The 21579-nt window shown below is 68.2% G+C and carries 16 protein-coding genes; 6 read left to right on the top strand and 10 right to left on the bottom strand.

What is annotated here, in order from left to right; genetic code table 11:
• Positions 1-127: 127 nt before the first annotated feature.
• Both ACQP1N_RS02165 and ACQP1N_RS02160 read left to right on the top strand, forming a co-directional pair.
• The gene (locus tag ACQP1N_RS02165; RefSeq protein WP_067793461.1) at positions 128-1291 is read left to right on the top strand and encodes a S8 family peptidase; all 1164 of its coding nucleotides are present in this window, start codon (positions 128-130) and stop codon (positions 1289-1291) included.
• Positions 1292-1465: 174 nt separating this feature from the next.
• Positions 1466-2425 carry a coiled-coil domain-containing protein gene (locus ACQP1N_RS02160; protein ID WP_433228788.1) on the top strand — a complete coding sequence of 320 codons (960 nt, stop codon included), beginning with the start codon at positions 1466-1468 and terminating at the stop codon, positions 2423-2425.
• A 54-nt stretch (positions 2426-2479) separates the two neighbouring features.
• On the opposite strand, the gene ACQP1N_RS02155 is transcribed toward ACQP1N_RS02160, so the two are convergent.
• From ACQP1N_RS02155 to purS, 5 genes are all read right to left on the bottom strand, one after another.
• Positions 2480-2695 carry a PLD nuclease N-terminal domain-containing protein gene (locus ACQP1N_RS02155; protein WP_207393972.1) on the bottom strand — a complete coding sequence of 72 codons (216 nt, stop codon included), beginning with the start codon at positions 2693-2695 and terminating at the stop codon, positions 2480-2482.
• Positions 2696-2788: 93 nt separating this feature from the next.
• Positions 2789-4990, bottom strand: coding sequence for a phosphoribosylformylglycinamidine synthase subunit PurL (gene purL, locus ACQP1N_RS02150; RefSeq protein ID WP_174548813.1), 2202 nt, complete (start codon positions 4988-4990; stop codon positions 2789-2791).
• A gap of 1136 nt (positions 4991-6126) precedes the next feature.
• Complete coding sequence (gene purQ / locus ACQP1N_RS02145) at positions 6127-6807, bottom strand: phosphoribosylformylglycinamidine synthase subunit PurQ (protein WP_067797954.1); 681 nt, start codon at positions 6805-6807, stop codon at positions 6127-6129.
• A 100-nt stretch (positions 6808-6907) separates the two neighbouring features.
• Positions 6908-7351 (bottom strand): ATP-binding protein, encoded by a 444-nt coding sequence (locus ACQP1N_RS02140; RefSeq protein WP_242608671.1) that lies wholly within the window; start codon positions 7349-7351, stop codon positions 6908-6910.
• Between the two features lie 217 nt (positions 7352-7568).
• Positions 7569-7811 (bottom strand): phosphoribosylformylglycinamidine synthase subunit PurS, encoded by a 243-nt coding sequence (gene purS / locus ACQP1N_RS02135; protein WP_084262879.1) that lies wholly within the window; start codon positions 7809-7811, stop codon positions 7569-7571.
• 96 nt (positions 7812-7907) lie between these two features.
• On the opposite strand from purS, the gene ACQP1N_RS02130 reads away from it, so the two are divergent.
• The 4 genes from ACQP1N_RS02130 (at position 7908) to ACQP1N_RS02115 (ending at position 13197) form a co-directional block, all read left to right on the top strand.
• Positions 7908-9527, top strand: coding sequence for a hypothetical protein (locus tag ACQP1N_RS02130; RefSeq protein ID WP_067797948.1), 1620 nt, complete (start codon positions 7908-7910; stop codon positions 9525-9527).
• A gap of 180 nt (positions 9528-9707) precedes the next feature.
• On the top strand, positions 9708-10838 hold the full coding sequence (gene pdhA, locus ACQP1N_RS02125; protein ID WP_067797945.1) for a pyruvate dehydrogenase (acetyl-transferring) E1 component subunit alpha: 1131 nt from the start codon (positions 9708-9710) through the stop codon (positions 10836-10838).
• Positions 10839-10885: 47 nt separating this feature from the next.
• Positions 10886-11812: an alpha-ketoacid dehydrogenase subunit beta gene (locus ACQP1N_RS02120; protein ID WP_433232560.1), complete on the top strand. Its 927-nt coding sequence runs from the start codon at positions 10886-10888 to the stop codon at positions 11810-11812.
• A gap of 5 nt (positions 11813-11817) precedes the next feature.
• Positions 11818-13197: a dihydrolipoamide acetyltransferase family protein gene (locus ACQP1N_RS02115; RefSeq protein ID WP_433228786.1), complete on the top strand. Its 1380-nt coding sequence runs from the start codon at positions 11818-11820 to the stop codon at positions 13195-13197.
• A 52-nt stretch (positions 13198-13249) separates the two neighbouring features.
• Here the strand turns inward: ACQP1N_RS02115 and ACQP1N_RS02110 are convergent, their stop codons facing one another.
• From ACQP1N_RS02110 to ACQP1N_RS02090, 5 genes are all read right to left on the bottom strand, one after another.
• Positions 13250-13489 (bottom strand): DUF6458 family protein, encoded by a 240-nt coding sequence (locus tag ACQP1N_RS02110; protein ID WP_067797940.1) that lies wholly within the window; start codon positions 13487-13489, stop codon positions 13250-13252.
• 105 nt (positions 13490-13594) lie between these two features.
• Positions 13595-15088 carry an OmpA family protein gene (locus tag ACQP1N_RS02105; protein WP_433228784.1) on the bottom strand — a complete coding sequence of 498 codons (1494 nt, stop codon included), beginning with the start codon at positions 15086-15088 and terminating at the stop codon, positions 13595-13597.
• Between the two features lie 110 nt (positions 15089-15198).
• Positions 15199-18633 carry a DEAD/DEAH box helicase family protein gene (locus tag ACQP1N_RS02100; RefSeq protein WP_433228782.1) on the bottom strand — a complete coding sequence of 1145 codons (3435 nt, stop codon included), beginning with the start codon at positions 18631-18633 and terminating at the stop codon, positions 15199-15201.
• A gap of 30 nt (positions 18634-18663) precedes the next feature.
• Entirely contained in the window at positions 18664-19872 is a 1209-nt protein-coding gene (locus tag ACQP1N_RS02095; RefSeq protein WP_433228781.1) for a restriction endonuclease subunit S, read from the bottom strand.
• Positions 19869-21386, bottom strand: coding sequence for a type I restriction-modification system subunit M (locus ACQP1N_RS02090; RefSeq protein WP_433228780.1), 1518 nt, complete (start codon positions 21384-21386; stop codon positions 19869-19871). The genes ACQP1N_RS02095 and ACQP1N_RS02090 overlap by 4 nt, the downstream gene beginning before the upstream one ends.
• Positions 21387-21579: the final 193 nt, after the last annotated feature.

Raw genomic sequence — 21579 nt, 5'->3', positions numbered from 1 at the left:
GCCACATCTGGCAAGATGCCCAGTTTGTCATCTCATATCAGGACAGTTCCGCTAAGGTTTTCCCTCGGTCGAAAAATCGATCATGTGAAGGGGCTCGCCGAGCGATCCCCCGACTGAAGGAGAGGCCTTGCGGGCTGTCCATCGAAGGCTGCTGCTGGCCGGCGCGGTCGCGACGTGCCTGGGCGCCGCCGCCGCGCTCCCCGTGCTCGCCGACGACTCCGGGTCCCTCGTGCAGGTGACCGCGGCGAAGGGCACCCCCGTGCCCGGCCAGTACATCGTCACGCTGAAGGCCGGGGCGTCCTCCGACGCCGCCGCCAAGAAGGTCAACGCCACGGGCGTCAAGCACTTCGACGGCGTCCTGAACGGCTTCGCCGCCCGGCTCACCGACGACCAGCTGAACAAGCTGCGCCACGACAACCGCGTCGCCGCGATCGAGCAGGACCAGGTCATCAAGGCGAACACGACCCAGTACTCCCCCCTGCCCTGGGGACTCGACCGGATCGACCAGCGGTCCAGGACGCTCTCCAAGAGCTACTACTACAAGTCGTCCGGCAGCGGCGTGAACGCCTACATCATCGACAGCGGCCTCGACGTCACGCACAAGGAGTTCGGGGGCCGCGCCTCCATCGCCTGGACGGCGAAGTCGTTCGGCGGCGACGGAAGTGACTGCAACGGTCACGGCACCCACGTCGCGGGCATCATCGGCTCCAAGACCTACGGCGCCGCCAAGTCCGTCAACCTGCGGGCGCTGCGCGTCCTCGACTGTGACGGCTCCGGCTACGTGTCGGAGGTGATCGACGCCGTCAATTGGCTGCGCACCCACGCCGCCAAGCCGGCCGTCGCGAACATGTCCATCGGCGGGCCGAAGTCCACGGCACTGAACACCGCCGTGATGAACCTGTCCAAGTCCGGGGTCTTCGTGTCCGTCGCCGCGGGCAACGACAACAAGGACGCCTGCAACTTCTCGCCGTCCAGCGCGAGCTGGGTCATGGCGGTCGGCGCGACCACCTCCTACGACAACCGCGCGTCCTTCTCCAACTGGGGCAAGTGCGTCGACATCAACGCGCCCGGTTACGGCATCTGGTCCACCGTCCCCGGCGGCGGAGCCCAGAAGTACAGCGGCACGTCCATGGCCACCCCCTACGTCAGCGGTGTCGCTGCGCTTTACCTGACCACCCACAGGTCGGCCGGCTTCCCGGAAGTGCAGAAGTGGCTGAACGACAACTCCACGCACAGCCTCAAGAACCTGCGTTCGCAGCCCAACCGGCTCCTCTACAAGGGCAAGCTGTGACACCTGTCGCGTAAAATGGCCCGGCTCCCAGCGAGGGAGCCGGGCTTCTCGCGTGTGAAGCCGTCCCACCGCCCCCAGGGGTCTACCCTTGCCAGGCACAGACGGTTCCCTAATGCTCGCTGACCTTCGGGCCTGCGGACCTCCATACCCACGGCCGTGAGGAGAGGAGAACACGTGGAGAGCCCCGCCTCCACGCGCCGGCATGGCGGACGACGCGTCGCCGCGGCGCTCGTGGCCATCACCGCCGCGCTGCCGCTGGCCGGCGCCGGCACGCCCGCCGCGATCGCGGCGCCGCCCGCCTCCGTCCCCCTGGACCCGGGCGACAGCGCCAAGTTCGCCAAGCTGAACCGTCAGATCGAGCAGCTCGACAAGGAGTACGGCGGCGACCTCGCCAAGCTGAAGGACGCCGAGTACGCGGCGAAGAAGGCGCTGAGCAAGTCCAACGCCCTCGAACGCGACCTCCAAGAGGCCCGCGACCTCGTCGCCCAGCTCGCCGCGACGCAGTACATGATGAACGGCGAGGACCCCACCGTCACCTTCCTGTCCGACGCCAACCCGAGCGACGTGCTCAGCAACGCGACCCTGGTCAGTCACCTCGCGCAGAACAAGGCCGCGAAGGTCGCGCAGATCCAGAAGCTCGTCAACGACCAGCTCCAGGCCCGCAAGCAGGCCCAGCAGAAGATGGCGGACCTGAAGAAGGAACTGAAGGACCTCAAGAGCCGCCAGGCCCAGATCAAGGCCCTGGTGAAGAGGTACAAGCCCGAATCGCCGAGCGTCGGCATGGGCGGTGTCACACCCCGCATGCTGAAGGTCAAGAACACCATCGACGTGGAGTTCGGCCCCTTCCCCACGATCGGCTGCGTCCGCCTCACCGGCGACCCGCAGGACCACGGCACCGGCCACGCCTGCGACTTCATGGTCACGACCGGCGGCGTGATGGCGAGCGGCAGCGCCCAGGCCCTCGGCGACCAGACCGCCCAGTACGCCATCTCGCACGCGAGCGCCCTCGGCATCAAGTACGTCATCTGGCGCCAGCGCATCTACGACATGCGCAGCCCCGGCTGGCGCGCCATGGAGAACCGCGGCGGCGTGACCGCCAACCACTACGACCACGTCCACATTTCGGTCTTCTAGACGTGGCGGTCCGCTGAACGTGTCAGGACGTCCTCGGCAGGGGACGTCCTGACGTCACCTCTTGCGGCCGAAGAGGAAGTAGCAGATCGGCCCCGCGTAGTTGATGAAGGCGAGCACGCGCCACAGCCGCTTCGGGCCGTTGATCTGCTCGGCCGGCCGGCGCTGGATGTCGACCAGGGCGGCCGCCAGCAGCGTCACCTGCACCGCCCCGGCGCCCATGACGAGCGAGCGTTCCCGCCGGCTGAGCTCGGACCACTTCCTGCCACTCACGATGTCCCCCCGAGGCCGGTTGTCCTCTCAGGCTAGCCGGGGGCGTACGGCGCGCCGAGGGCGCCCCGGTGGGGGGCGCCCTCGGCCGGCCGGTCAGTCGGCGTAGCTGGGGAGCATGCGCTCGTGGGCCTCGCGCAGTTCCGACAGGCCGATGCTGAACAGCTCCTGCTGGTCGCCCTCCGGGCCGCGTCCGGTCACGTGGAGCGCGTCACCGCCCACGACACCGATCTGGGAGACCGGGACGCCCGCCGACTCGCACAGGGCCGCCAGGCGCGCCTCAGCGCCCGGACGGACCACCAGCATCGCGCGGGCCACCGACTCGCTGAACAGCGCCACGAACGGGTCGCCCGGCAGCGTGATGCGGGCACCGAGGCCACCGCGCAGGCACGACTCCACCAGCGTCTGCGACAGGCCGCCGTCCGACAGGTCGTGGACCGCCGTGACGAGACCGTCCCGGACGGCGGCGACCATGACGGACGCGAGCGCCGCCTCGGCCTTCAGGTCGACCAGCGGCGGCAGGCCGCCCAGGTGGCCGTAGACGACGTGCGCCCACTCCGAGCCGCCGAACTCCTCGCGGGTCTCGCCGAGCAGCGCGATCGTGGCGCCGTCGGTGGTCAGCGACATGTTCACCCGGCGGCGCACATCGTCGTGGACGCCGAGGACGCCGATGACCGGAGTCGGGTTGATCGGCGTCTCCCCGGTCTGGTTGTAGAAGCTGACGTTGCCGCCGGTCACCGGGATGCCGAGGTACTGGCAGCCGTCCGCGAGGCCCTCGACGGCGCGTGCGAACTGCCACATGACCCCCGGGTCCTCCGGGGAGCCGAAGTTGAGGCAGTTGGTGACGGCCAGGGGCCGCGCGCCCGTGGCGGCGACGTTGCGGTACGCCTCCGACAGCGCGAGCTGCGCGCCCGCGTACGGGTCGAGACGCGTGTAGCGGCTGTTCCCGTCCAGGGACAGCGCGATGCCCAGCCCGGACTCGTCGTCGATGCGCACCACGCCCGCGTTCTCGGGCATGGCCATGACGGTGTTGCCGAGGACGTACCGGTCGTACTGCGACGTCACCCACGTCTTGCTGGCGAGGTTCGGGGACCCGGTCAGCCACAGGACCGTCCGGCGCAGCTCGTCGCCCGTGGACGGACGCGTGAGCCGCCCCGGCGTGTCGGCTTGCAGGGCGCCGAGGTCGTGCGGGGGCTCCATCGGGCGGTTGTAGACCGGCCCCTCGTCGGCCGCCGTGACCGGCGGGATGTCGACGATCGTCTCGCCCCGCCACGTCATCACCAGCCGGCGCGTGTCGGTGACCGTGCCGATCACCGTCGCGGGGATCTCCCAGCGGGCGCAGATCTCCATGAAGCGGTCGACCTTGTCGGGCGACACCACCGCCATCATGCGCTCCTGCGACTCGCTCATGAGGATCTCCTCGGGAGTGAGCGTCTCGTCGCGGAGCGGGACGGTGTCGAGGTCGACGTACATGCCGCCGGTGCCGGCCGCGGCCAGCTCCGTCGTCGCGCAGGACACACCGGCCGCGCCGAGGTCCTGGATGCCGACGACGAGGTCCTCCTTGAACAGCTCCAGGCAGCACTCGATGAGCAGCTTCTCCATGAACGGGTCGCCCACCTGGACGGACGGCCGTTTCTGGTGCGACTCCTCATCGAACGTCGCGGAGGCGAGCACGGACGCGCCGCCGATGCCGTCCGGGCCGGTCAGAGCACCGAACAGGATCACCTTGTTGCCGGGGCCCGGGGCCACGGCGCGCTTGATGTCCTCGTGCTTCATCACGCCGACGCACAGGGCGTTCACGAGCGGGTTCTGCTCGTAGCAGGCGTCGAAGACGGTCTCACCGCCGATGTTGGGCAGGCCCAGCGAGTTGCCGTAGCCGCCTACACCGGCCACCACACCGGGCAGGACGCGTTGCGTGTCGGGGGCGTCCGCCGGGCCGAAACGGAGCGAGTCCATTACCGCGACAGGGCGGGCCCCCATCGACATGATGTCGCGGACGATCCCGCCGACACCGGTTGCGGCGCCCTGGTACGGCTCCACGTAGGACGGGTGGTTGTGCGACTCCACCTTGAAGGTGACCGCCCAACCCTGGCCGATGTCCACGACACCGGCGTTCTCCCCCATGCCGACTAGAAGCTTGTCCGTCTTCGGAGCTTTGTCGCCGAACTGGCGCAGGTGCACCTTGGAGCTCTTGTAGGAGCAGTGCTCGCTCCACATGACCGAGTAGATCGCCAGCTCGGCCGACGTGGGGCGGCGTCCGAGAATGTGCCGGACGCGCTGGTACTCCTCGTCGTTCATCCCCAGTTCGACATGCGGCTGGCGGCGCTCGGGGGAGGAGGCGGCGATGGCGACCGTGTCCGTGCCGTTGTAGGCCGGGACGGACGCCTCGATCGCGGGCAGCGGACCCGTCCCCCGCCCGATGGACGGCTGCGGGCCCGTCCCGGAGCCGATGGCGGGCTGCGGGCCGGTTCCGGCCCCGATCGCGGGCAGCGGGCCGGTGCCGCGGCCGATGCGCGGCAGCGGACCCGTACCGGGACCTTCGGCGCGCGGAAGCGCGAGCGGACCCGTGTTCGGGTGGATGACGGGCTGCGGGCCGGTGCCGGGCCCGACCACCGGCTGCGGACCCGTCCCGGAGCCCACGACGGGCTGCGGGCCGGTGCCAGAGCCGACCCTCGGCAGCGGGCCGGTACCAGAGCCGATCGCGGGCAGCGGGCCGGTCCCGCGGCCGATGCGCGGCAGCGGACCCGTACCGGGCCTCTCGGGACGCGCCAGCGGACCCGAGTTGAGATCGACGATCGGCTGCGGACCGGTGCCCGTGCCCACGATCGGCTGCGGGCCCGTCCCAGAGCCCACAACGGGCTGCGGGCCGGTACCGGAGCCGACCCTCGGCAGCGGGCCGGTACCGGAGCCAATGGCGGGCTGCGGGCCGGTACCAGAACCGACCCTCGGCTGCGGGCCGGTGCCCATGGTCGGCTGGGGGCCGGTGCCGGAGTCGCCGGGCTCGGCCGGCGGGCGGGGCGCGGCGAACCCGCTCAGGTCGGGCATCGTCAGCGACGGGTCCACGACGGTGGACGTGGGGTCGCCGGCGGCGCGCTCCTCCTCCAGGGCGCGCGCGAAATCCTGCTCGGGCCCTTCAGGGCTCGGGGCGGGTACGGGCGGCTGTTCGCCGTCCGGCACGGACATGGGATCGGACATGGGATCGGTGAACGGATCGGAGGCCGCCTGGAGGGCGGGCGGGCCGGGCTGCGCCCCGCCGGACTGGTCGGCGTGCCTGTCCTCCTCGATGATGGCCTTGAAGCCCTGGGTCACCGCGGGGCTGACGGGCTGGAGCTCGGGATCGTCCGCGTCGGACTTGAGCTCGCCGAGCCACTCCATCGAGGGCTCGTCGGAGTTGTCCCGTGCCGCTCGTCCGGAAGCGTGGGGCCGTTGCTCACTCATGCGTTGACCAGTCTCTTGACGATCGAGGTGAAAAAGCCGAGCCCGTCGGTGGACGGTCCGGTCAGCGACTCCACGGCATGCTCGGGGTGGGGCATGAGCCCGACCACGTTGCCGGCCTCGTTGCAGATGCCGGCGATGTCATCGAGGGAGCCGTTCGGGTTCAGGTCGACGTACCGGGCGACGATCCGGCCGCTGTCGGCCAGTTCGTTCAGGGTCTCCCGGTCCGCGGTGTACCGGCCGTCCCGGTTCTTGATCGGGATCACCAGCTCCTGGCCCTCGCCGTAGTCGCTGGTCCAGGCTGTGTCGGCGTTCTCGATCCGCAGCCGCTGGTCACGGCAGACGAAGTGCAGGCCGGCGTTCGGCAGCAGCGCGCCGGGCAGCAGGTGCGACTCGCACAGCACCTGGAAGCCGTTGCAGATGCCGAGCACGGGCAGCCCCGCGCCCGCGGCGGCCACCAGTTCGGTCATCAGCGGCGCGAACCGGGCGATCGCCCCGGCCCGCAGGTAGTCCCCGTAGGAGAATCCGCCGGGCAACACGACCGCGTCGACGCTCTGCAGGTCGTGGTCGCCGTGCCAGAGGGCGACCGGCTCGGAGCCGGATAGCCGGACGGCACGTGCGGCGTCCTTATCGTCCAGGGAACCTGGGAAGGTGATGATCCCTACCCGGGCAGCGTTCATCTCTTCTGTTCCTCCGAAATGAGGTGAGGTCGGGACGGTCGGGTTCTCCTCCGCCGATCACCCCGTCGCGCGTCGCAATACCCCCCGCGCGCGTCCTAATCTACCCGGCGTTGTGCATGAGGCTGCGGTCGAGGCGCCGGACCAGCGCCCCGTCCCGCCAGGTCAGCCGCTTTCGCAGGTGAACGATGGTGCCCCGGTCGGGCGAGGAGTCGATGTCCAGGTCGTCCACCAGTGCCCGCATGATCGCGATCCCGCGTCCGGACTCGCTCAGGGGGCCCCGGTCCGCGGGCGCCGGGCGGGGCCCGCCGCGCCCCCAATCCATGATCTTCATCATGCAGAAGCCGCCGTCCACCTGCCCGGTGACCTCGTACTTCCCGGTCGCGCGGGCGTGCTGGACGACGTTCGTGCATGCCTCGGAGGTGGCGACCAGGACGTCGTCGACGCAGTCATCGGATACGCCCAGCCCCCGCAGCGCATCCCCCACCACCCGCCGGATCACCGGGATGCTCAGCGCCTCGCGCGGCAGCGCGAGCGAGAACCTCATGTTCACCCGGACACCTCGTGTCATGGCCCCGGGCTTCCCGTTTTTCCCCCGGCCCCGGAGCGTGCTCGACGACTCGACGCAGCTAACACTTCCCCGGCGGAATCTTCCGTAATCGCTATACCTGCGGTCTTTCCCGGGCATCTCAGCGGCCCGCGGAAACGATATGGAACGAACCAACTTCATCCCGGCACCGAACGGTACTCCGCGCCATTTCCGATCAGAGAACGCGGACCTCGTAGTTCTCTATGACGGGATTGGCCAGCAGCGTCTCAGCGATCTTGCTGACCCGCTCCAGGGCCGCCTCGTCGGCGTCCCCCTCCAGTTCCACCTCGAACCGCTTGCCCTGCCGGACGGCGACGACCCCGTCGTACCCCATCTGCGGCAGTTTCCTGGCGATCGCCTGGCCCTGCGGATCAAGGATCTCCGGCTTGAGCATGACGTCCACGACGACACGCGCCACGACCGCCTCCTCACTGATCTGCGCTTTTTACTTACGATCTGAAGCGTACGGCACCATGGCCGAGCACGACCCATCCGCACCCCCCGGAGCCACCTGATGAACATCGAGGACCTGACCCCCTCGGAACGCCTCCTCTGGAAGGCCTTCCCGAAGGGCGAATCGGTCGACCTGTCGTCCGGCGACCCGGCCTTCGACGACGTCGGGCAGTCCGACCGGTGGGGACGCGACCGGGTGGTCAGGGCCGAGGTCCTCGTCGCGCTCCTCGCCGGCGCCGTGGACCCCGAGCCGGGGCAGGTCGCCGCCGTCCGGCTCAGCGGCGCCCGCATCACCGGCTCGCTGAACCTCGGGCACGCGGAGGTCACCGTGCCGCTGGCGCTCACCGGCTGCTCGTTCGACGAGGCGCCGCACCTGTACTGGGCGAGCATGAACAGCGTCCACCTGATGCGCTGCGGCCTGCCCGGGCTGGTCGCGTCCGGCACCCGGGTGGACGGCCACCTCTGGCTGGAGGGCAGCCGCATCAACGGCGGGCTGTGGCTGGACGGGGCGAACATCACCGGCATCCTGAACATGTCGGGCGTCCAGCTGGCCAATCCGGGCGGGGACGCGCTGCTCGCCGACCGCCTCACCGTCGAGGCGAACGTGTACTGCGACCAGGGGTTCACGGCCACCGGCGAGGTCCGGCTGCCCGGCGCCCATGTCGGCGGCCAGCTGATCTTCCGCGGTGCGCGGCTCCACAACCCGTCCGGCGCCGCCCTGTACGCGAGCCGCCTGGACGTGGCCGCGAACGTGTTCTGCGACGGCGGGTTCACCGCCGAGGGCGAGATCCGGCTGCGCGGTGCCCGCGTCGGCGGCTACCTCTCCTTCGTCGGCGCGAACCTGTCGGCCCCGGAGCGCACCGCGCTGAACGCCGACGACCTCGCCGTCGAAACCGACATCTACTGCTCGGACGGATTCACCGCCGTCGGGGCCGTCAGCTTCTCCGGCGCCCGCGTCACCGGCCAGCTCAGCTTCCGCGACGCCCGGCTGCGCCACGAGCGGGGGACGGCGCTCAGCCTGCAGCGCATCCAGGCCGAGGAACTCCTGCTCCGCACCGCCGAACCGATCAGGGGCACCGCCGACCTCTCCTATGCCCGCATCAACCTGCTCCGCGACGACGCCGCGTCCTGGCCGGAACGCCTCCAGCTGGACGGCCTCCAGTACGAGACCCTTGATCCGCCGCTCACCGCCCGCCAACGCCTCGAATGGCTGCACCGCGACACCGACGGCTACGCGCCGCAGCCCTACGAGCGCCTCGCCCAGACCTACCGCTCCCTCGGCCTCGACGCCGACGGCCGCTCCGTGCTGCTCGCCAAGGCCCGCGACCGGCGCCGGACGCAGGGCGTCCCCCGCAAGATCGTCGGCTGGCTGCAGGACTTCCTGGTCGGCTACGGCTACCGCCCGTTCCGCGCCGCGAGCTGGCTGATCGGCCTCCTCGCCTTCGGGACGATCGTCTTCTCCACCCACAAGCCCGACGTCCTGGACGACGGCCACAAGCCGCACTTCAACGCGTTCTTCTACACGCTCGACCTGCTCCTGCCCATCGGCAATCTCGGCCAGGAGGTCGAGTTCGCCCCCAAGGGCGTCTACCAGTGGATAGCGAACTTCATCGTCGCCGCCGGCCTCATCCTCGGCCTGACGGTCGCCGCCGGCGCCACCCGGGCCCTGTCCCGCGAATGAACATGGGGGTCAGGGCGCGGAGGTGCGGGTAGGGATCACAGTGGCGGGACTTGCATCGCAAGGTGTGATGTCTGCCACGATGGCATTGCGGCTTTTGTCCCTTACCGGGGGCCAAGTCCGCTGACATCGGCCGGCGACGCGGCGATCCCGTGTTCCGGCCCTGAACGAGGAGTGTCATCGATGACGATCGACTCCGTGCGCGGCGCGCCCGACACCCCCGAGCTCACCGAGCCCGAGCTCATCCAGCTGCTCACCCCCGAGGGGGAGCGCGTCGAGCATCCCGACTACCCCCTGGACCTCGGTGCCGAGGAAGTCCGCGCCCTGTACCGCGACCTGGTGATCGTGCGGCGGATCGACCTGGAGGCCGTGGCGCTCACCCGGCAGGGCGAGCTCGGCCTGTGGGCGTCGCTGCTGGGGCAGGAGGCGGCGCAGATCGGCTCGGGCCGCGCGCTGTCCGAGCACGACATGGTGTTCCCGACGTACCGGGAGCACGGTGTCGCATGGTGCCGGGACGTGGAGCCGCTGAAGCTGCTCGGCCTGTTCCGGGGCGTCAACCACGGCGGGTGGGATCCCGCCGAACACGGGTTCCACCTGTACACCATCGTGATCGGCAGCCAGACGCTGCACGCGACCGGGTACGCGATGGGCATCCAGCGGGACGGGGTACTGGGCACGCCGTCGGCCGGCGCCACGATCGCCTACTTCGGGGACGGGGCGACCTCGCAGGGGGACGTGAACGAGTCGTTCGTGTTCGCCTCGGTGTTCAACGCACCGATCGTGTTCTTCTGCCAGAACAACCAGTGGGCCATCTCCGAGCCGCTGGAGAAGCAGTCCAGGATTCCGCTCTACAAGAGGGCGCAGGGATTCGGGTTCCCGGGCCTGCGGGTCGACGGGAACGACGTGTTCGCCTGCCTGGCCGTGACCAGGAAGGCCCTGGAGAACGCCCGGACGGGGCAGGGCCCGACGCTCATCGAGGCGTACACCTACCGGATGGGCGCCCACACGACGACGGACGATCCCACGCGCTACCGGCTGAAGGCCGAAGAGGAGGCGTGGAAGCTCAAGGACCCGATCGAGCGCGTCAAGGCGTACCTCGTCCGGAACGACCTGGCGGACGCGGGGTTCTTCGAGAAGATCGAGGACGAGGCCAAGCGGATGGCCAAGGAACTGCGCGAGGGGTGCCGGGCGATGCCCGACCCGCAGCCGCTGTCGATGTTCGACGAGGTGTACGCCGAACGTCATCAGCTGATGACGGAGGAGCAGGAGCAGTTCGCCGCCTACCTGGCGTCGTTCGAGGAGGAGGCGAAGTGAGCACCCTGACCCTCGGCAAGGCGTTGAACGAGGGCCTGCGCAAGGCCATGGACAACGACCCGAAGGTCCTCGTGATGGGCGAGGACGTCGGGAAGCTCGGCGGGGTCTTCCGGATCACGGACGGCCTGCAGAAGGACTTCGGCGAGGAACGCGTCATCGACACGCCGCTCGCCGAGTCGGGCATTGTCGGGACGGCGATCGGGCTCGCGCTGCGCGGATACCGGCCCGTGGTGGAGATCCAGTTCGACGGGTTCGTGTTCCCTGCCGCCGACCAGATCATCACGCAGCTCGCCAAGATGCGGATGCGGTCGCTGGGCGCGCTGTCGCTGCCGGTCGTCGTCCGCATCCCGTGCGGGGGCGGCATCGGCGCGGTCGAGCACCACTCGGAGTCGCCCGAGGCGTACTTCACGCACACGGCCGGCCTGCGGGTGGTGACGTGCTCGAACCCGGTGGACGCGTTCTCGATGATCCAGCAGTCGATCATCTCCCCCGACCCGGTGATCTTCTTCGAGCCGAAGCGCCGGTACTGGGACAAGGCCGAGGTCGACCTCGGCTCCACCGACTGGACCCCGCTGCATCAGGCGCGGGTCGTCCGGCCGGGAGAGCACGTGACGGTGCTGGCGTACGGCCCGGCGGTGAAGACGTGCCTGGAGGCCGCCGCGGCGGCGGCCGAGGAGGGGCGCTCGCTGGAGGTCATCGACCTGCGCTCGCTCAACCCGCTCGACATCGACACCGTGACGGCCTCGGTGAACCGGACGGGACGCTGCGTCGTCGTCCACGAGGCGCCGGTGTTCAGCGGGTTCGGCGCCGAGCTGGCCGCGCGGATCACCGAGCGGTGCTTCTACCGGCTGGAGTCGCCGGTGCTGCGGGTCGGCGGGTTCTCCACGCCGTACCCGCCGTCCCGCCTTGAGGACCACTACCTGCCCGACCTCGACCGCATCCTGGACGCGGTCGACCGTACCTTCGCGTGGTGACGCCGGTGAGCGAGCCGAAACTGTTCAAACTGCCGGACGTGGGCGAGGGCCTGACGGAGGCCGAGATCGTCAAGTGGCATGTCCAGCCCGGCGACACCGTCGAGGACGGCCAGACCATCGTCGAGATCGAGACGGCGAAGGCGATCGTGGAGCTGCCCTGCCCGTTCGACGGCGTGGTGGCCGAGCTGCTGGTCACCGAGGGCCAGACCGTGGACGTCGGCGTGCCGATCATCTCGGTGGACGCCGCGGGCGGCGGCGGTGTGGCGACGCCGGTGTCCGAGCCGCCGGCGCAGGCGGCGGCGCTGCGCGAGGAGGGTGTGCCGACGGCGAACGAGCCGGGCATGATGGCTCCGGAGGAGCCGCCGAAGCGCCGGCCGGTCCTGGTCGGGTACGGGGTCAAGGAGGGGACGACCAAGCGCCGGCCGCGCAAGGCGGCCAACGGCGCCGCGCCCGCCGCGCCCGCTGTGCCCGCTCCGGCGCGGCCGGAGGCGCCCGCTCCCCGTCCGCGGCCTGGGGACGGGGGGCTGCCGCTGGCCAAGCCGCCCGTCCGGAAGATGGCGAAGGACCTCGGCGTGGACCTCGCCACCATCGCGGGCACGGGTCCGCAGGGCTCGATCACGCGGGACGACGTCCTCGCCGCGCAGGCCGCGCCTCAGGCGCCGTCCGTCCAGGCGGGTTCCCGTGAGGAGCGGATACCGGTCAAGGGCGTCCGCAAGGCCACGGCGGCGGCGGTGTCGGGTTCGGCGTTCACGGCTCCGCACGTCACCGAGTTCCTCCAGGTGGACGTGACGCGCACCATGGAGGCCGTCAAGCGGCTCCGCGAACTGCCCGAGTTCGCGGACGTGAAGGTGTCGCCGCTGCTGCTGGTGGCGCGCGCGCTGCTCACCGCCGTGGCGCGGCATCCGATGGTGAACTCCACGTGGGTGGACGGCCCGGACGGCGCGGAGATCGTCGTCAAGCGCTACGTGAACCTGGGCATAGCGGCGGCCACCGACCGCGGCCTCATCGTGCCCAAGGTGAAGGACGCGCAGGACCTCGACCTGCCCGGCCTCGCGCGCGCGCTGAACGAGCTGACGGAGAAGGCACGCGCGGGCAAGGCGTCCCCGGCCGACCTCTCCGGCGGGACGCTCTCCATCACCAATGTCGGCGTGTTCGGCGTGGACACCGGGACCCCGATCCTCACCCCCGGCGAGGCGGCGATCCTGGCGTTCGGCCAGATCCGGGACATGCCGTGGGTGCACGAGGGCGAGCTGGCGATCCGCAAGGTCACCACCCTCGCGCTGTCCTTCGATCACCGCATCGTGGACGGCGAACTGGGCTCTCGCGTCCTGCGCGATGTCGGCGACATGCTGGAGGACCCGATCCGGATGCTCGCCTGGAGCTGACGAACGGTCACGTGGGGCCGGCGCCGCACCTCGGCGCCGGCCCCGCGGCCTTTCAGCGCGGCGGGTTGTCGCCGTCGTACATGTGCTCGTCCCGCCGCTGGTCGGAGCCCGGCCCGCGCTGCTGCGGGCGGGCCATCATCACCAGTTGCAGCACGACCATCGCCCCGCCGACGATGATCAGGATGACGCCGACGACGTGGACGTCCACCGGGTCGGTCATCGCATCCGACCGGATCGCGAACTTGAGGATCAGCCCCAACGTGATCAGGAAAACACTGACGCCGATACCCATGGATGACCTCCGCCGGACGATCCGTTGCCGTGCTCTTTACCTATCCGTCCGGCTCGTCCGCCACACGTCGCGGTACCGGCCAACGGCACCGGGGCCGAGATCGGTCTATGAAACGGGGACCTTCTCGACCTTTCCGAAGGGACCCGCATTGAACGTCACGGACGTGACATTGCCCGGCGGCGCGGGCAGGTAGACGAAGCCCCGGCCGGGCCGGCCGACGGCGGTGAGGAAGGTGGCGCGTCCGGGGTCGAGGTAGACGCCGGTTCCGGTGGGCCTCGCCGGGCCGACGCGGACGGCACGGTAGACGTCCTTTCCGCCCGGCACCTGGATGGAGAACGACCCGAACACGCCTCCCGGGTAGTCGGGGTTCGGGTAGGACGCATCAGGCGGAGTGGTTCCGGGGCCCTCGTTCACGATGTCGAACACGGCGACGATGTAGGCGCCGTCCCGGTAGAAGGGTTTGACTTCCAGCCGCCTCTTGTCGGCGCCAAAGTGGGCCGTGCGGGTCGCCACCGTCTTGCCGTCCTCCGGGCGGAAGGCCGCCGGTGAGGTGGTGCCGCGCGCGCTTGCCTTCACCTGGTAGGAGATCTCGACACGGTTGTTACGGGCGGCGTCCCTGGAGATGGGCTCGGCCTTGCCCCTGCCGGTCGCGGTGTAGGTGAAGCCGCCGCCGAGCCGTGTCTTCATCTCCTTCATGACGGCGTCGGCGCGGTCCTGGGAGAGCTTCACGTCGTCCTTGCCGTCGGCGTGCCCTTCGATCGTCAGGGGGCCGGTGGCCTTCGCCTTGATCTGCCGCGCCGTCTCGTCCAGGACGGCTTTCGCGCGGCTCGACGGCTTGACCGAGTCACCGTCGAACAGCACACCGGCGCGCAGGCTCACCGTCATATCGGAGATGCCGGACGTGACGTCCTTCGTCTCGCCCTCCACGATGTCGTACAAGTCCACCGGCTTCCCGGCTGAAACGGACGGAGACGGCGGCGAGGTGATGGACCGGAAGCGGCCGAAGGGCTTGGCGCCCACGGACGGCTCAGCGCCCACAGAGGGCTTGGAGCGCGGCCCGGACGTGGTCGGGGACGCGCTGGGCGCGGCCGAGGTCGGGGACGGCGCCGGAGACGAGGCCGCGCCGCCCACCGGGATCCCGGTGAACTCCCCGGCCGTCCCGGGTGTGAGCGCGGTGACCTTCTGGACGTCCGCGGGAAGAGGCGGGTATTCGGCGGTCATCTCGCGCGTGGCCCCGGGCGCGAAGCCGCTGCCGCTCGTCGTCCCGGTCGGCTTGTAGAGCCTGCGTCCCACCGGATCGATCAGCGCGATCTCGAACGGGACGGACTTCTCCGTCGAGTCCAGAGAAGTCACGCTGTAGCGCAGCACCGCCTTGGAGACCTGCCGCTCGACGCCCTTGACGTCCACCCGCGCGTGCAGACCGTCCGCGCCGCCGAACCAGCCCTCTTTGGAGAACGCTCCCCCGGGCTGCGCGGCGGGCCGGGGATCACCGCCCGCCCTGACGGTCGGCGGTTCGACCTTCTCAGCCTTGCCGGCGTCGGCGCAGCCGGAGGCGAGCAGCAACCCGGCGAGGGAGACGGCGAGGGGCATGGCACGCATCGGTCATCCGGTCCGGGAGGCAAGAGGGCGGGGAACCCGGCCGATAGTAGTGAACAGCGACAGCCCCCGCCATACAGGCTCGTCGGGCCGCTACAGCGCACCGCGAACGGTCAGCCGGCTTGGGAGTCGGCGGGGACGGCGGTGGCGCGGACGTGTTCCAGGACGTGCTGGATGGACGTCACCTCGGTGTCGGTGAAGAGGTCTTCCGGGCCACCGGGGGCCAGCCCGGTGAACGGCGGCCTGTAGAGGGCGCCGACGTCCACGACGCCGTTCTTGGCCAGGAAACCGATGAGGAGCTGGAGGAAGTCGAGTTGCGCGGCTGAGAGCTTCTTCCCCGCCTGGAAGTGGTCGAAGGCGGCGGTCGCGGCCTCGTACTCCAGGCCGGTGACGGAGCGCAGGAACAGGCCGAGGTTTCCGTACTCCCCGCTGACCTGGTCGATGTCGTCGTGGGTGCCGAATCCGGAGGCGATGAAGACGTCCTCGAAGTGGGCGATGTCGAGAGTGGTGAGCTGGCGGTTGCGCAGTAGCTTCTGCACGGCGAGTTCGTGTTCGTGGCTGCGCAGGTAGGTGCGGACCTTGGTTTCGAACCGGGTCCGGTTGGTGCCGAGGGAGACGCCCCTGAGTTCCGCCTCGGTGAGTTCACCCAGCTCGTCCTGGAAGTCGGTGTAGAGGACGCCCTTCTTCGCCTTCTGGATGAGCTTGGCGAGGCCGCGGACGCGGCGGCGCATCAGTTCCAGCATCGGCAGGGAGACGTCCTGCCACCACTCGTCAAGGGTGAGGTCGGACAGCAGTTCCCGCTGCTTGGCCACGACGGGATTGTTCAGCGTGGTCGGGTCGAGGAGCGCTTCGGCGATCTCCTGGACCTGGCCGCGCAGCGTGTCGTACGCCGGGTCGCCGCCCAGGACGGCGAGCTGGAGGCGCAGGGCGAGCAGGTCGAACCGTTTGGCCTCCTCGCTGTTCTCGTCCTCGCGGAACTCGGTGGGCAGGCCCGCCAGGTTCTCGGTGATCTCGTCGCGTTTCTCGGCGGTGAGCCGCTGCCAGCTCGCGGAGTCCTGGTAGCGCTCGACCTCCTCCAGGCGGCGGCGGACCTCGATGTTCTGCGGGTTCATGCCCGAGACCTCCTCTTGGAGGCGGGCGGCGAGATCCCGGCGGAGCCCGGTCTCGGTGCGCGTCCCGTCCGATTCCGGGGACGGCTCCGGGGGAAGGTCCTGCCGGTCCAGGGCGTAGAGAAGATCGGTCCGTTCCCGGAACAGGCGCTCGCTGAGGGACGGCTGGACGCGGCCCTCGGCCGTGGCGATGTCCTGGTTGAAGAATTCGACGTTGCGGCACAGGTCGAAGACCAGGAATTTCTGCTTGTCGATGTTCGGCCCGAACAGGTCCGGGCACAGGCGGGTGCCGCGACCGATCATCTGCCAGAACTTCGTCTTGGACCGGACGAGCTTGGCGAACACCAGGTTGACGACCTCGGGGATGTCGATCCCGGTGTCGAGCATGTCGACGGAGACGGCGATGTGCGGGGGCGAGTCCTTCATCGAGAACTTGTCGATGAGGTCCTGCGCATAGGAGTCGTCGTGCGTGATGACGCGGGCGAAGTCACCGCGGTGCTCGGGGTACAGCGTGTCGAAGCGTTCGACGATGAATGCCGCGTGCTTCTTGTTGCGGGCGAAGACGATGGTCTTGCCCAGCCGGTCCCCGCCTTTGACCTTGGCCCCGTGCTCCATGAGCGTCTGGAGCATCTTGTCGATGGTGTCCTCGTTGAACAGGAACTTGTTGACCTCGTCGGCGGTGACCCGGTCGGGGACGCCGTCCTCCTCGTCCCAGTCGAGGAGGTCCCACATCTCTTTCTCCTGCTCGGGCAGCTCGTCGTAGCTGATGCCCTGCTGCGGGAACTTCAGCGGGACGTTCACCGTGAACGGCGGGACGAGATAGCCCTCGGTCACGGCCTCGTCCAGCCCGTACACGTCCGTCGGGACGCCGTCCTCCAGGTGGAACAGGCGGTAGGTGTTGCGGTCGATCTCGTCCTTCGGCGTCGCGGTCAGCCCGACGAGCAGGGAGTCGAAGTACTCGAAGATCACGCCGTACTTCTGGTAGACGGACCGGTGCGCCTCGTCGATGACGACGAGGTCGAAGTAGCCGGGCCCGAACCTGCGCAGGTCGCCGTCCGTCTCGTTGATCAGCCCCATCATCGTTGGGTACGTGGACACGTAGACCCTGCCGTCCTCCTTGCGCTCGGTCAGCAGGTTCACGGTCGGCGTGCCGGGCAGGTGGGTCTTGAAGGCGTTGGTGGCCTGCGTGACGAGCGCCTTCCGGTCCGCGAGGAACAGGACGCGCTTGATCCAGCGGGCACGCTGGAGCAGGTCGATCAGCGCGATGATCGTGCGCGTCTTGCCCGCGCCCGTCGCCATGACGAGAAGCGCTTCGCGCTGCCTGTCCCGCTCGAACGCCTCGGCGATGCGGCGGATGGCGCGGCTCTGGTAGTGGCGGCCCGCGATCTCGTCGTTGATCGCCACGCCCTGCAACGCCTGGCGGCCGGCGCGCCGCTGGATCAGCGTCCGCAGCTGGTCCTTGGTGTAGAAGCCCTGGATCTCACGCGGCGGATAGGTGACGTCGTCCCAGATGAAGGTCTGGTAGCCGTTGGTGTAGAAGATGACCGGACGTTGCCCGAACCGCTGTTCCAGGGCATCCGCGTAGAGCTTGGCCTGCTGCTTGCCGGACACCGCGTCCCTGGTGGTGCGCTTGGCCTCGACCAGGCCGAGCGGCCTGCCGTCGTCGTCCCAGAGGACGTAATCGACCTTGCCCTTCCCCGACGTCGACGGCATCCCCTCGACCGGATATTCGCGGTCGTCCTTCTTGTCGAGCGGCCAGCCCGCCTCCTTGAGGAGAAGGTCGATGATCAGGTCGCGGGTCTTCGCCTCGTCGTAGTCGTGCGTGTCGAGCTGGTCGGCCTTCGCGGCCTTGGCCGTCCTGATCTGGGCGCGCAGCCGGGCGACCTCTTCGTCCAGGTCCTGCGTCCTGCGGCGCTGCTCTATCAACTCTTCCTGCTGCCGGGCGTACCGCTCGGCCATCGCCTGGATCTCGGCCTGCTTCTTCCGCCGCACCTCCGCCGGCTCCGGGGTGGGGATGAGCGACCGGTCGAACGCGAGTTCCGGGGCCGGTCCCGATTCCTGATCGCGGGTGTAATGCCGGGCGATCCAGTAGAGGACGTGGAACAGTTCGGCGACCGTCCGGACGGCGTCCCCCGCCCGCACCGGCCCCGGCCGATGAACGGCGGCATTGCCCTGCCGCCTGATCACGTCCATCTTCGTGCGGATCGGCGGACCGACCACCCGCACCAGGGTCGGCTCCGCGATCATCGCCGCGAGATTGCCCTGGTAGGGGAGCTTCAGATCGCCGTCGGCGCGATACAGCCAGTTGACCGCGAGTTCGAGGGTGCGTCTCGCATAGAAGCAGGACACGCGCGGATCGGCATTCGCCAACCGTTCCGCCCGGACCGCTTCGTCGTACAGATCAGGCCACTCGCCTTTGAGGAACCCGAAGTTGCTCACGAGACACCCCTACCCCATGGAACAGATGCCTCAATCGTCCCACAACTCCCCCCGAAACGCCCGCTGTTGCAACGACCCGAACAGGTCATCCAACACACGCAAGGATGCCTGATGAGTACGTCGGCTCTCTTCAACTGCACGAACTCGCTTGCTGAACTGCTGCTGCAGTTCAAGCGGGGGGAGCTCGATATCGAGACCCAACAGGCGCGTCTTGGAAATATTTGGCATGGAGCCCGCACTGCCGCTCGCCAATTCTTGCACCTTACGACGTTTATGTCGATTGACGAGAAGTTGCTGGATGTATCGCTTGTCAACCGGAGCGTCACTCTTGAAGTTGAAGCGGAATATGAGGTCAGGCAGCAACATTTGTGGCGGAGTCTCACCGACAAGCGCACAAGCCGCCACAAGCTCGCGAGTGTTTTTACGAGAGAACAAGAGGTCACCCGGCCGCACCTCATGCTTAGCGACCGGCGCGATCGCCGTTGGAAGCGCCTTATTCTCTTCTGGTTTGAAGCGGCAACTTGTCACGGCACCCAGCTTCAGAACCCCCCATTCACCTTCCGCCGCCGGCCTGTCCAGGCAGGTGGGACTCTTACCACTATCGATACCCTCCAACAGATCTTCGAAGCGAACTCTGTTCCAGCCTCGTTCATTGGCGACCGGGTCGCCGAACATATCAAGGAAGATGGATTGGGTGAGGTCGTCGAGGAGAGCGATCGCCGCCCACCGCTTCGCCCGCAATGCATCTGCCTGGTTAAGGACATTCACAATACGTCGCTGCTTATCAACATGCGGAAGCGCTACTTGGAGATCCCTGAGCCGCTCGATGGGAAAGTTATCCGCCGTCGTAGCCCTGACCCATTTCAAAATAGTGCCAGAAAGTGCTTTTATGAGTCGCGCAAGGTAATCCGGAAGAATTGATTCCGAGCAGATGAGAGCCTTCATGTCCTGGTTAATCGCAACCGGAATGCGATTGATTCCCACCGGTACCGTATGCTTAAGTACGCCTGATCGCACAACGATCAATACACTGTCAGCAGGCGCAACACGTGCAGTGCTGCTATCCAGGCCAAGTTGCGTGATGGCGATTTGAGAACTCTTAATCTCCCACGATTTCATGTCTTTGGGAGTGACCCACGGAATATCGCCACCATAGTAATCAGATCTAGAGCGCACAGGCGTGCCGCCACCTATGATTTTTACAACGTCTCCAATAGAGACGTTGACGGCCTCTTTCATCGAAGCATGCCTTTCAGGTCGGACATGCCCTGCTGGATGTCTGATTCGATGCGTTCGAGTTCTTCGATGATTTCCAGCGGCGGGCGATGCTCGGCCTCTTCGTGGACGATTTCCTTGTAGCGGTTGAGGCTCAGGTCATAGTCCTGAGCAGCGATGTCATCCTTGGGGACACAGAAGCTCTGTTCCGTTCTGGCACGTTGTTGCTCGCTGCCTTCACGGCGTTTCCAGCGGGCTAGGACGTCCGGGAGGTTGTTCTTGACGTGGTCGGCTTCGTTGAGCGGCGTGCTGGGATTGGGGCCGAGCTGGGCTTCGGGGAGGAGCGGCGTGCGCTTGTCGTCCAAGCTGAAGCCGTCCGCTGTCATGTCGTAGAACCAGACGCTGTCTGTTTCGCTGCTGTTGGTCTTGGTGAAGACGAGGATGGCGGTAGAGACGCCCGCGTAGGGCTTGAATACGCCGCTGGGCAGCTTTACAACGGCCTCTAGTTTCTGGTCCTCGACGAGCATCTTTCGGACGCCCTTGTGTGCTTTGGTGGAGCCGAAAAGAACGCCCTCGGGGACGATGATGGCGGCGCGACCGCCAGGCTTGAGGAGGCGGAGGAAGAGCGCGAGGAACAGCAGTTCGGTCTTCTTGGTCTTGACGATCTGCTGTAGGTCCTTGGCGGTGGTCTCGTAGTCGAGGCTGCCGGCGAAGGGCGGGTTCGCCAGGATCAACGAGTACTGCTCAGCCTCGTCGGCGACGTTTTCGGCCAATGAGTCGCGATAGCGAATGTCCGGTTGTTCAATGCCGTGCATGAGCATGTTCATGCTGGCGATCCGAAGCATGGTGCTGTCGAAGTCGAAGCCGTGGAACATACTGGAGTGAAAGTGCTTCTGGCTGGTGGCGTCCAGCAGAGCGTCGCAGTGCTCGCGTTGGACGTATTCAGCGGCGGCCACGAGGAAGCCGGCGGTTCCGCAAGCCGGGTCGCAGATCTCGTCCTGCGGGCCAGGGTTCATCATCTCGACCATGAGTTGGATGATGTGCCGGGGCGTGCGGAACTGGCCGTTCTGACCAGCGGTGGCAATCTTGCTGAGCATGTACTCATACAGATCGCCCTTGGTGTCCCCCGCACCGAGAGGGATGTCGTCCAAGAGGTCGACGGCCTTCGTCAGCAGGTTGGGGGTGGGGATGGTGAACCGGGCGTCCTTCATGTGATGTGCGTACGTGGAGTCGTCCCCACCAAGGCGGCGCAGCCACGGGAAGACTCCGTCCCCCATCATGGTGAACATGGCTTCGGGGTCGAGTTCCCTGAGCCGAGCCCACCGCAGGACATCCGTCTCAGCGGTGTAGATCGGGCTCTTGATCTGGTTGCCTTGGCGCCGCGCGCTGCGCTCCTTGGCCGTCTGCACGTCCTCCAGGCGGCGCAGGAACATCAGGTAGGTGATCTGCTCGATGACCTCCAGCGGGTTGGAGATCCCTCCCGACCAGAAGGCGTCCCAGAGGCGGTCGATCTTGCTCTTCAGCTCACCCGTAATCACGTCAGCACCTTAGTAGGCCACTGGCTTCTCTGTTGGGGGTTTCCGGCTCTCGACGCAGCCATCTGCCCTGGTCAGTACGGCATCCGCTGGTCGGGCGGCGTCTCACAGCTCACATGGACGAACGCCCTCTTGCTACACCTGCGCCCGTCAAGCACCATGGAAGGAGAACATTCCCGGCGATTTCTCGCAAGGA

The organism is Actinomadura formosensis (assembly GCF_050948385.1).
Taxonomy (GTDB): domain Bacteria; phylum Actinomycetota; class Actinomycetes; order Streptosporangiales; family Streptosporangiaceae; genus Spirillospora; species Spirillospora formosensis.
The sequence above is the reverse complement of the archived record's forward strand: the minus strand, read 5'-3'. Positions and strand labels throughout refer to the sequence as shown.

Excerpts from the sequence above, each read along its gene's own strand:
- purL (WP_174548813.1), bottom strand. The coding sequence starts at position 4,990 with ATGAACGACGAGGAGTACCAGCGCGTCCGGCACATTCTCGGACGCCGC.
- purQ (WP_067797954.1), bottom strand. The coding sequence starts at position 6,807 with ATGAACGCTGCCCGGGTAGGGATCATCACCTTCCCAGGTTCCCTGGAC.
- ACQP1N_RS02140 (WP_242608671.1), bottom strand. The coding sequence starts at position 7,351 with ATGAGGTTCTCGCTCGCGCTGCCGCGCGAGGCGCTGAGCATCCCGGTG.
- ACQP1N_RS02130 (WP_067797948.1), top strand. The coding sequence starts at position 7,908 with ATGAACATCGAGGACCTGACCCCCTCGGAACGCCTCCTCTGGAAGGCC.
- pdhA (WP_067797945.1), top strand. The coding sequence starts at position 9,708 with ATGACGATCGACTCCGTGCGCGGCGCGCCCGACACCCCCGAGCTCACC.
- ACQP1N_RS02120 (WP_433232560.1), top strand. The coding sequence starts at position 10,886 with ATGGACAACGACCCGAAGGTCCTCGTGATGGGCGAGGACGTCGGGAAG.
- ACQP1N_RS02110 (WP_067797940.1), bottom strand. The coding sequence starts at position 13,489 with ATGGGTATCGGCGTCAGTGTTTTCCTGATCACGTTGGGGCTGATCCTC.
- ACQP1N_RS02105 (WP_433228784.1), bottom strand. The coding sequence starts at position 15,088 with ATGCGTGCCATGCCCCTCGCCGTCTCCCTCGCCGGGTTGCTGCTCGCC.
- ACQP1N_RS02095 (WP_433228781.1), bottom strand. The coding sequence starts at position 19,872 with ATGAAAGAGGCCGTCAACGTCTCTATTGGAGACGTTGTAAAAATCATA.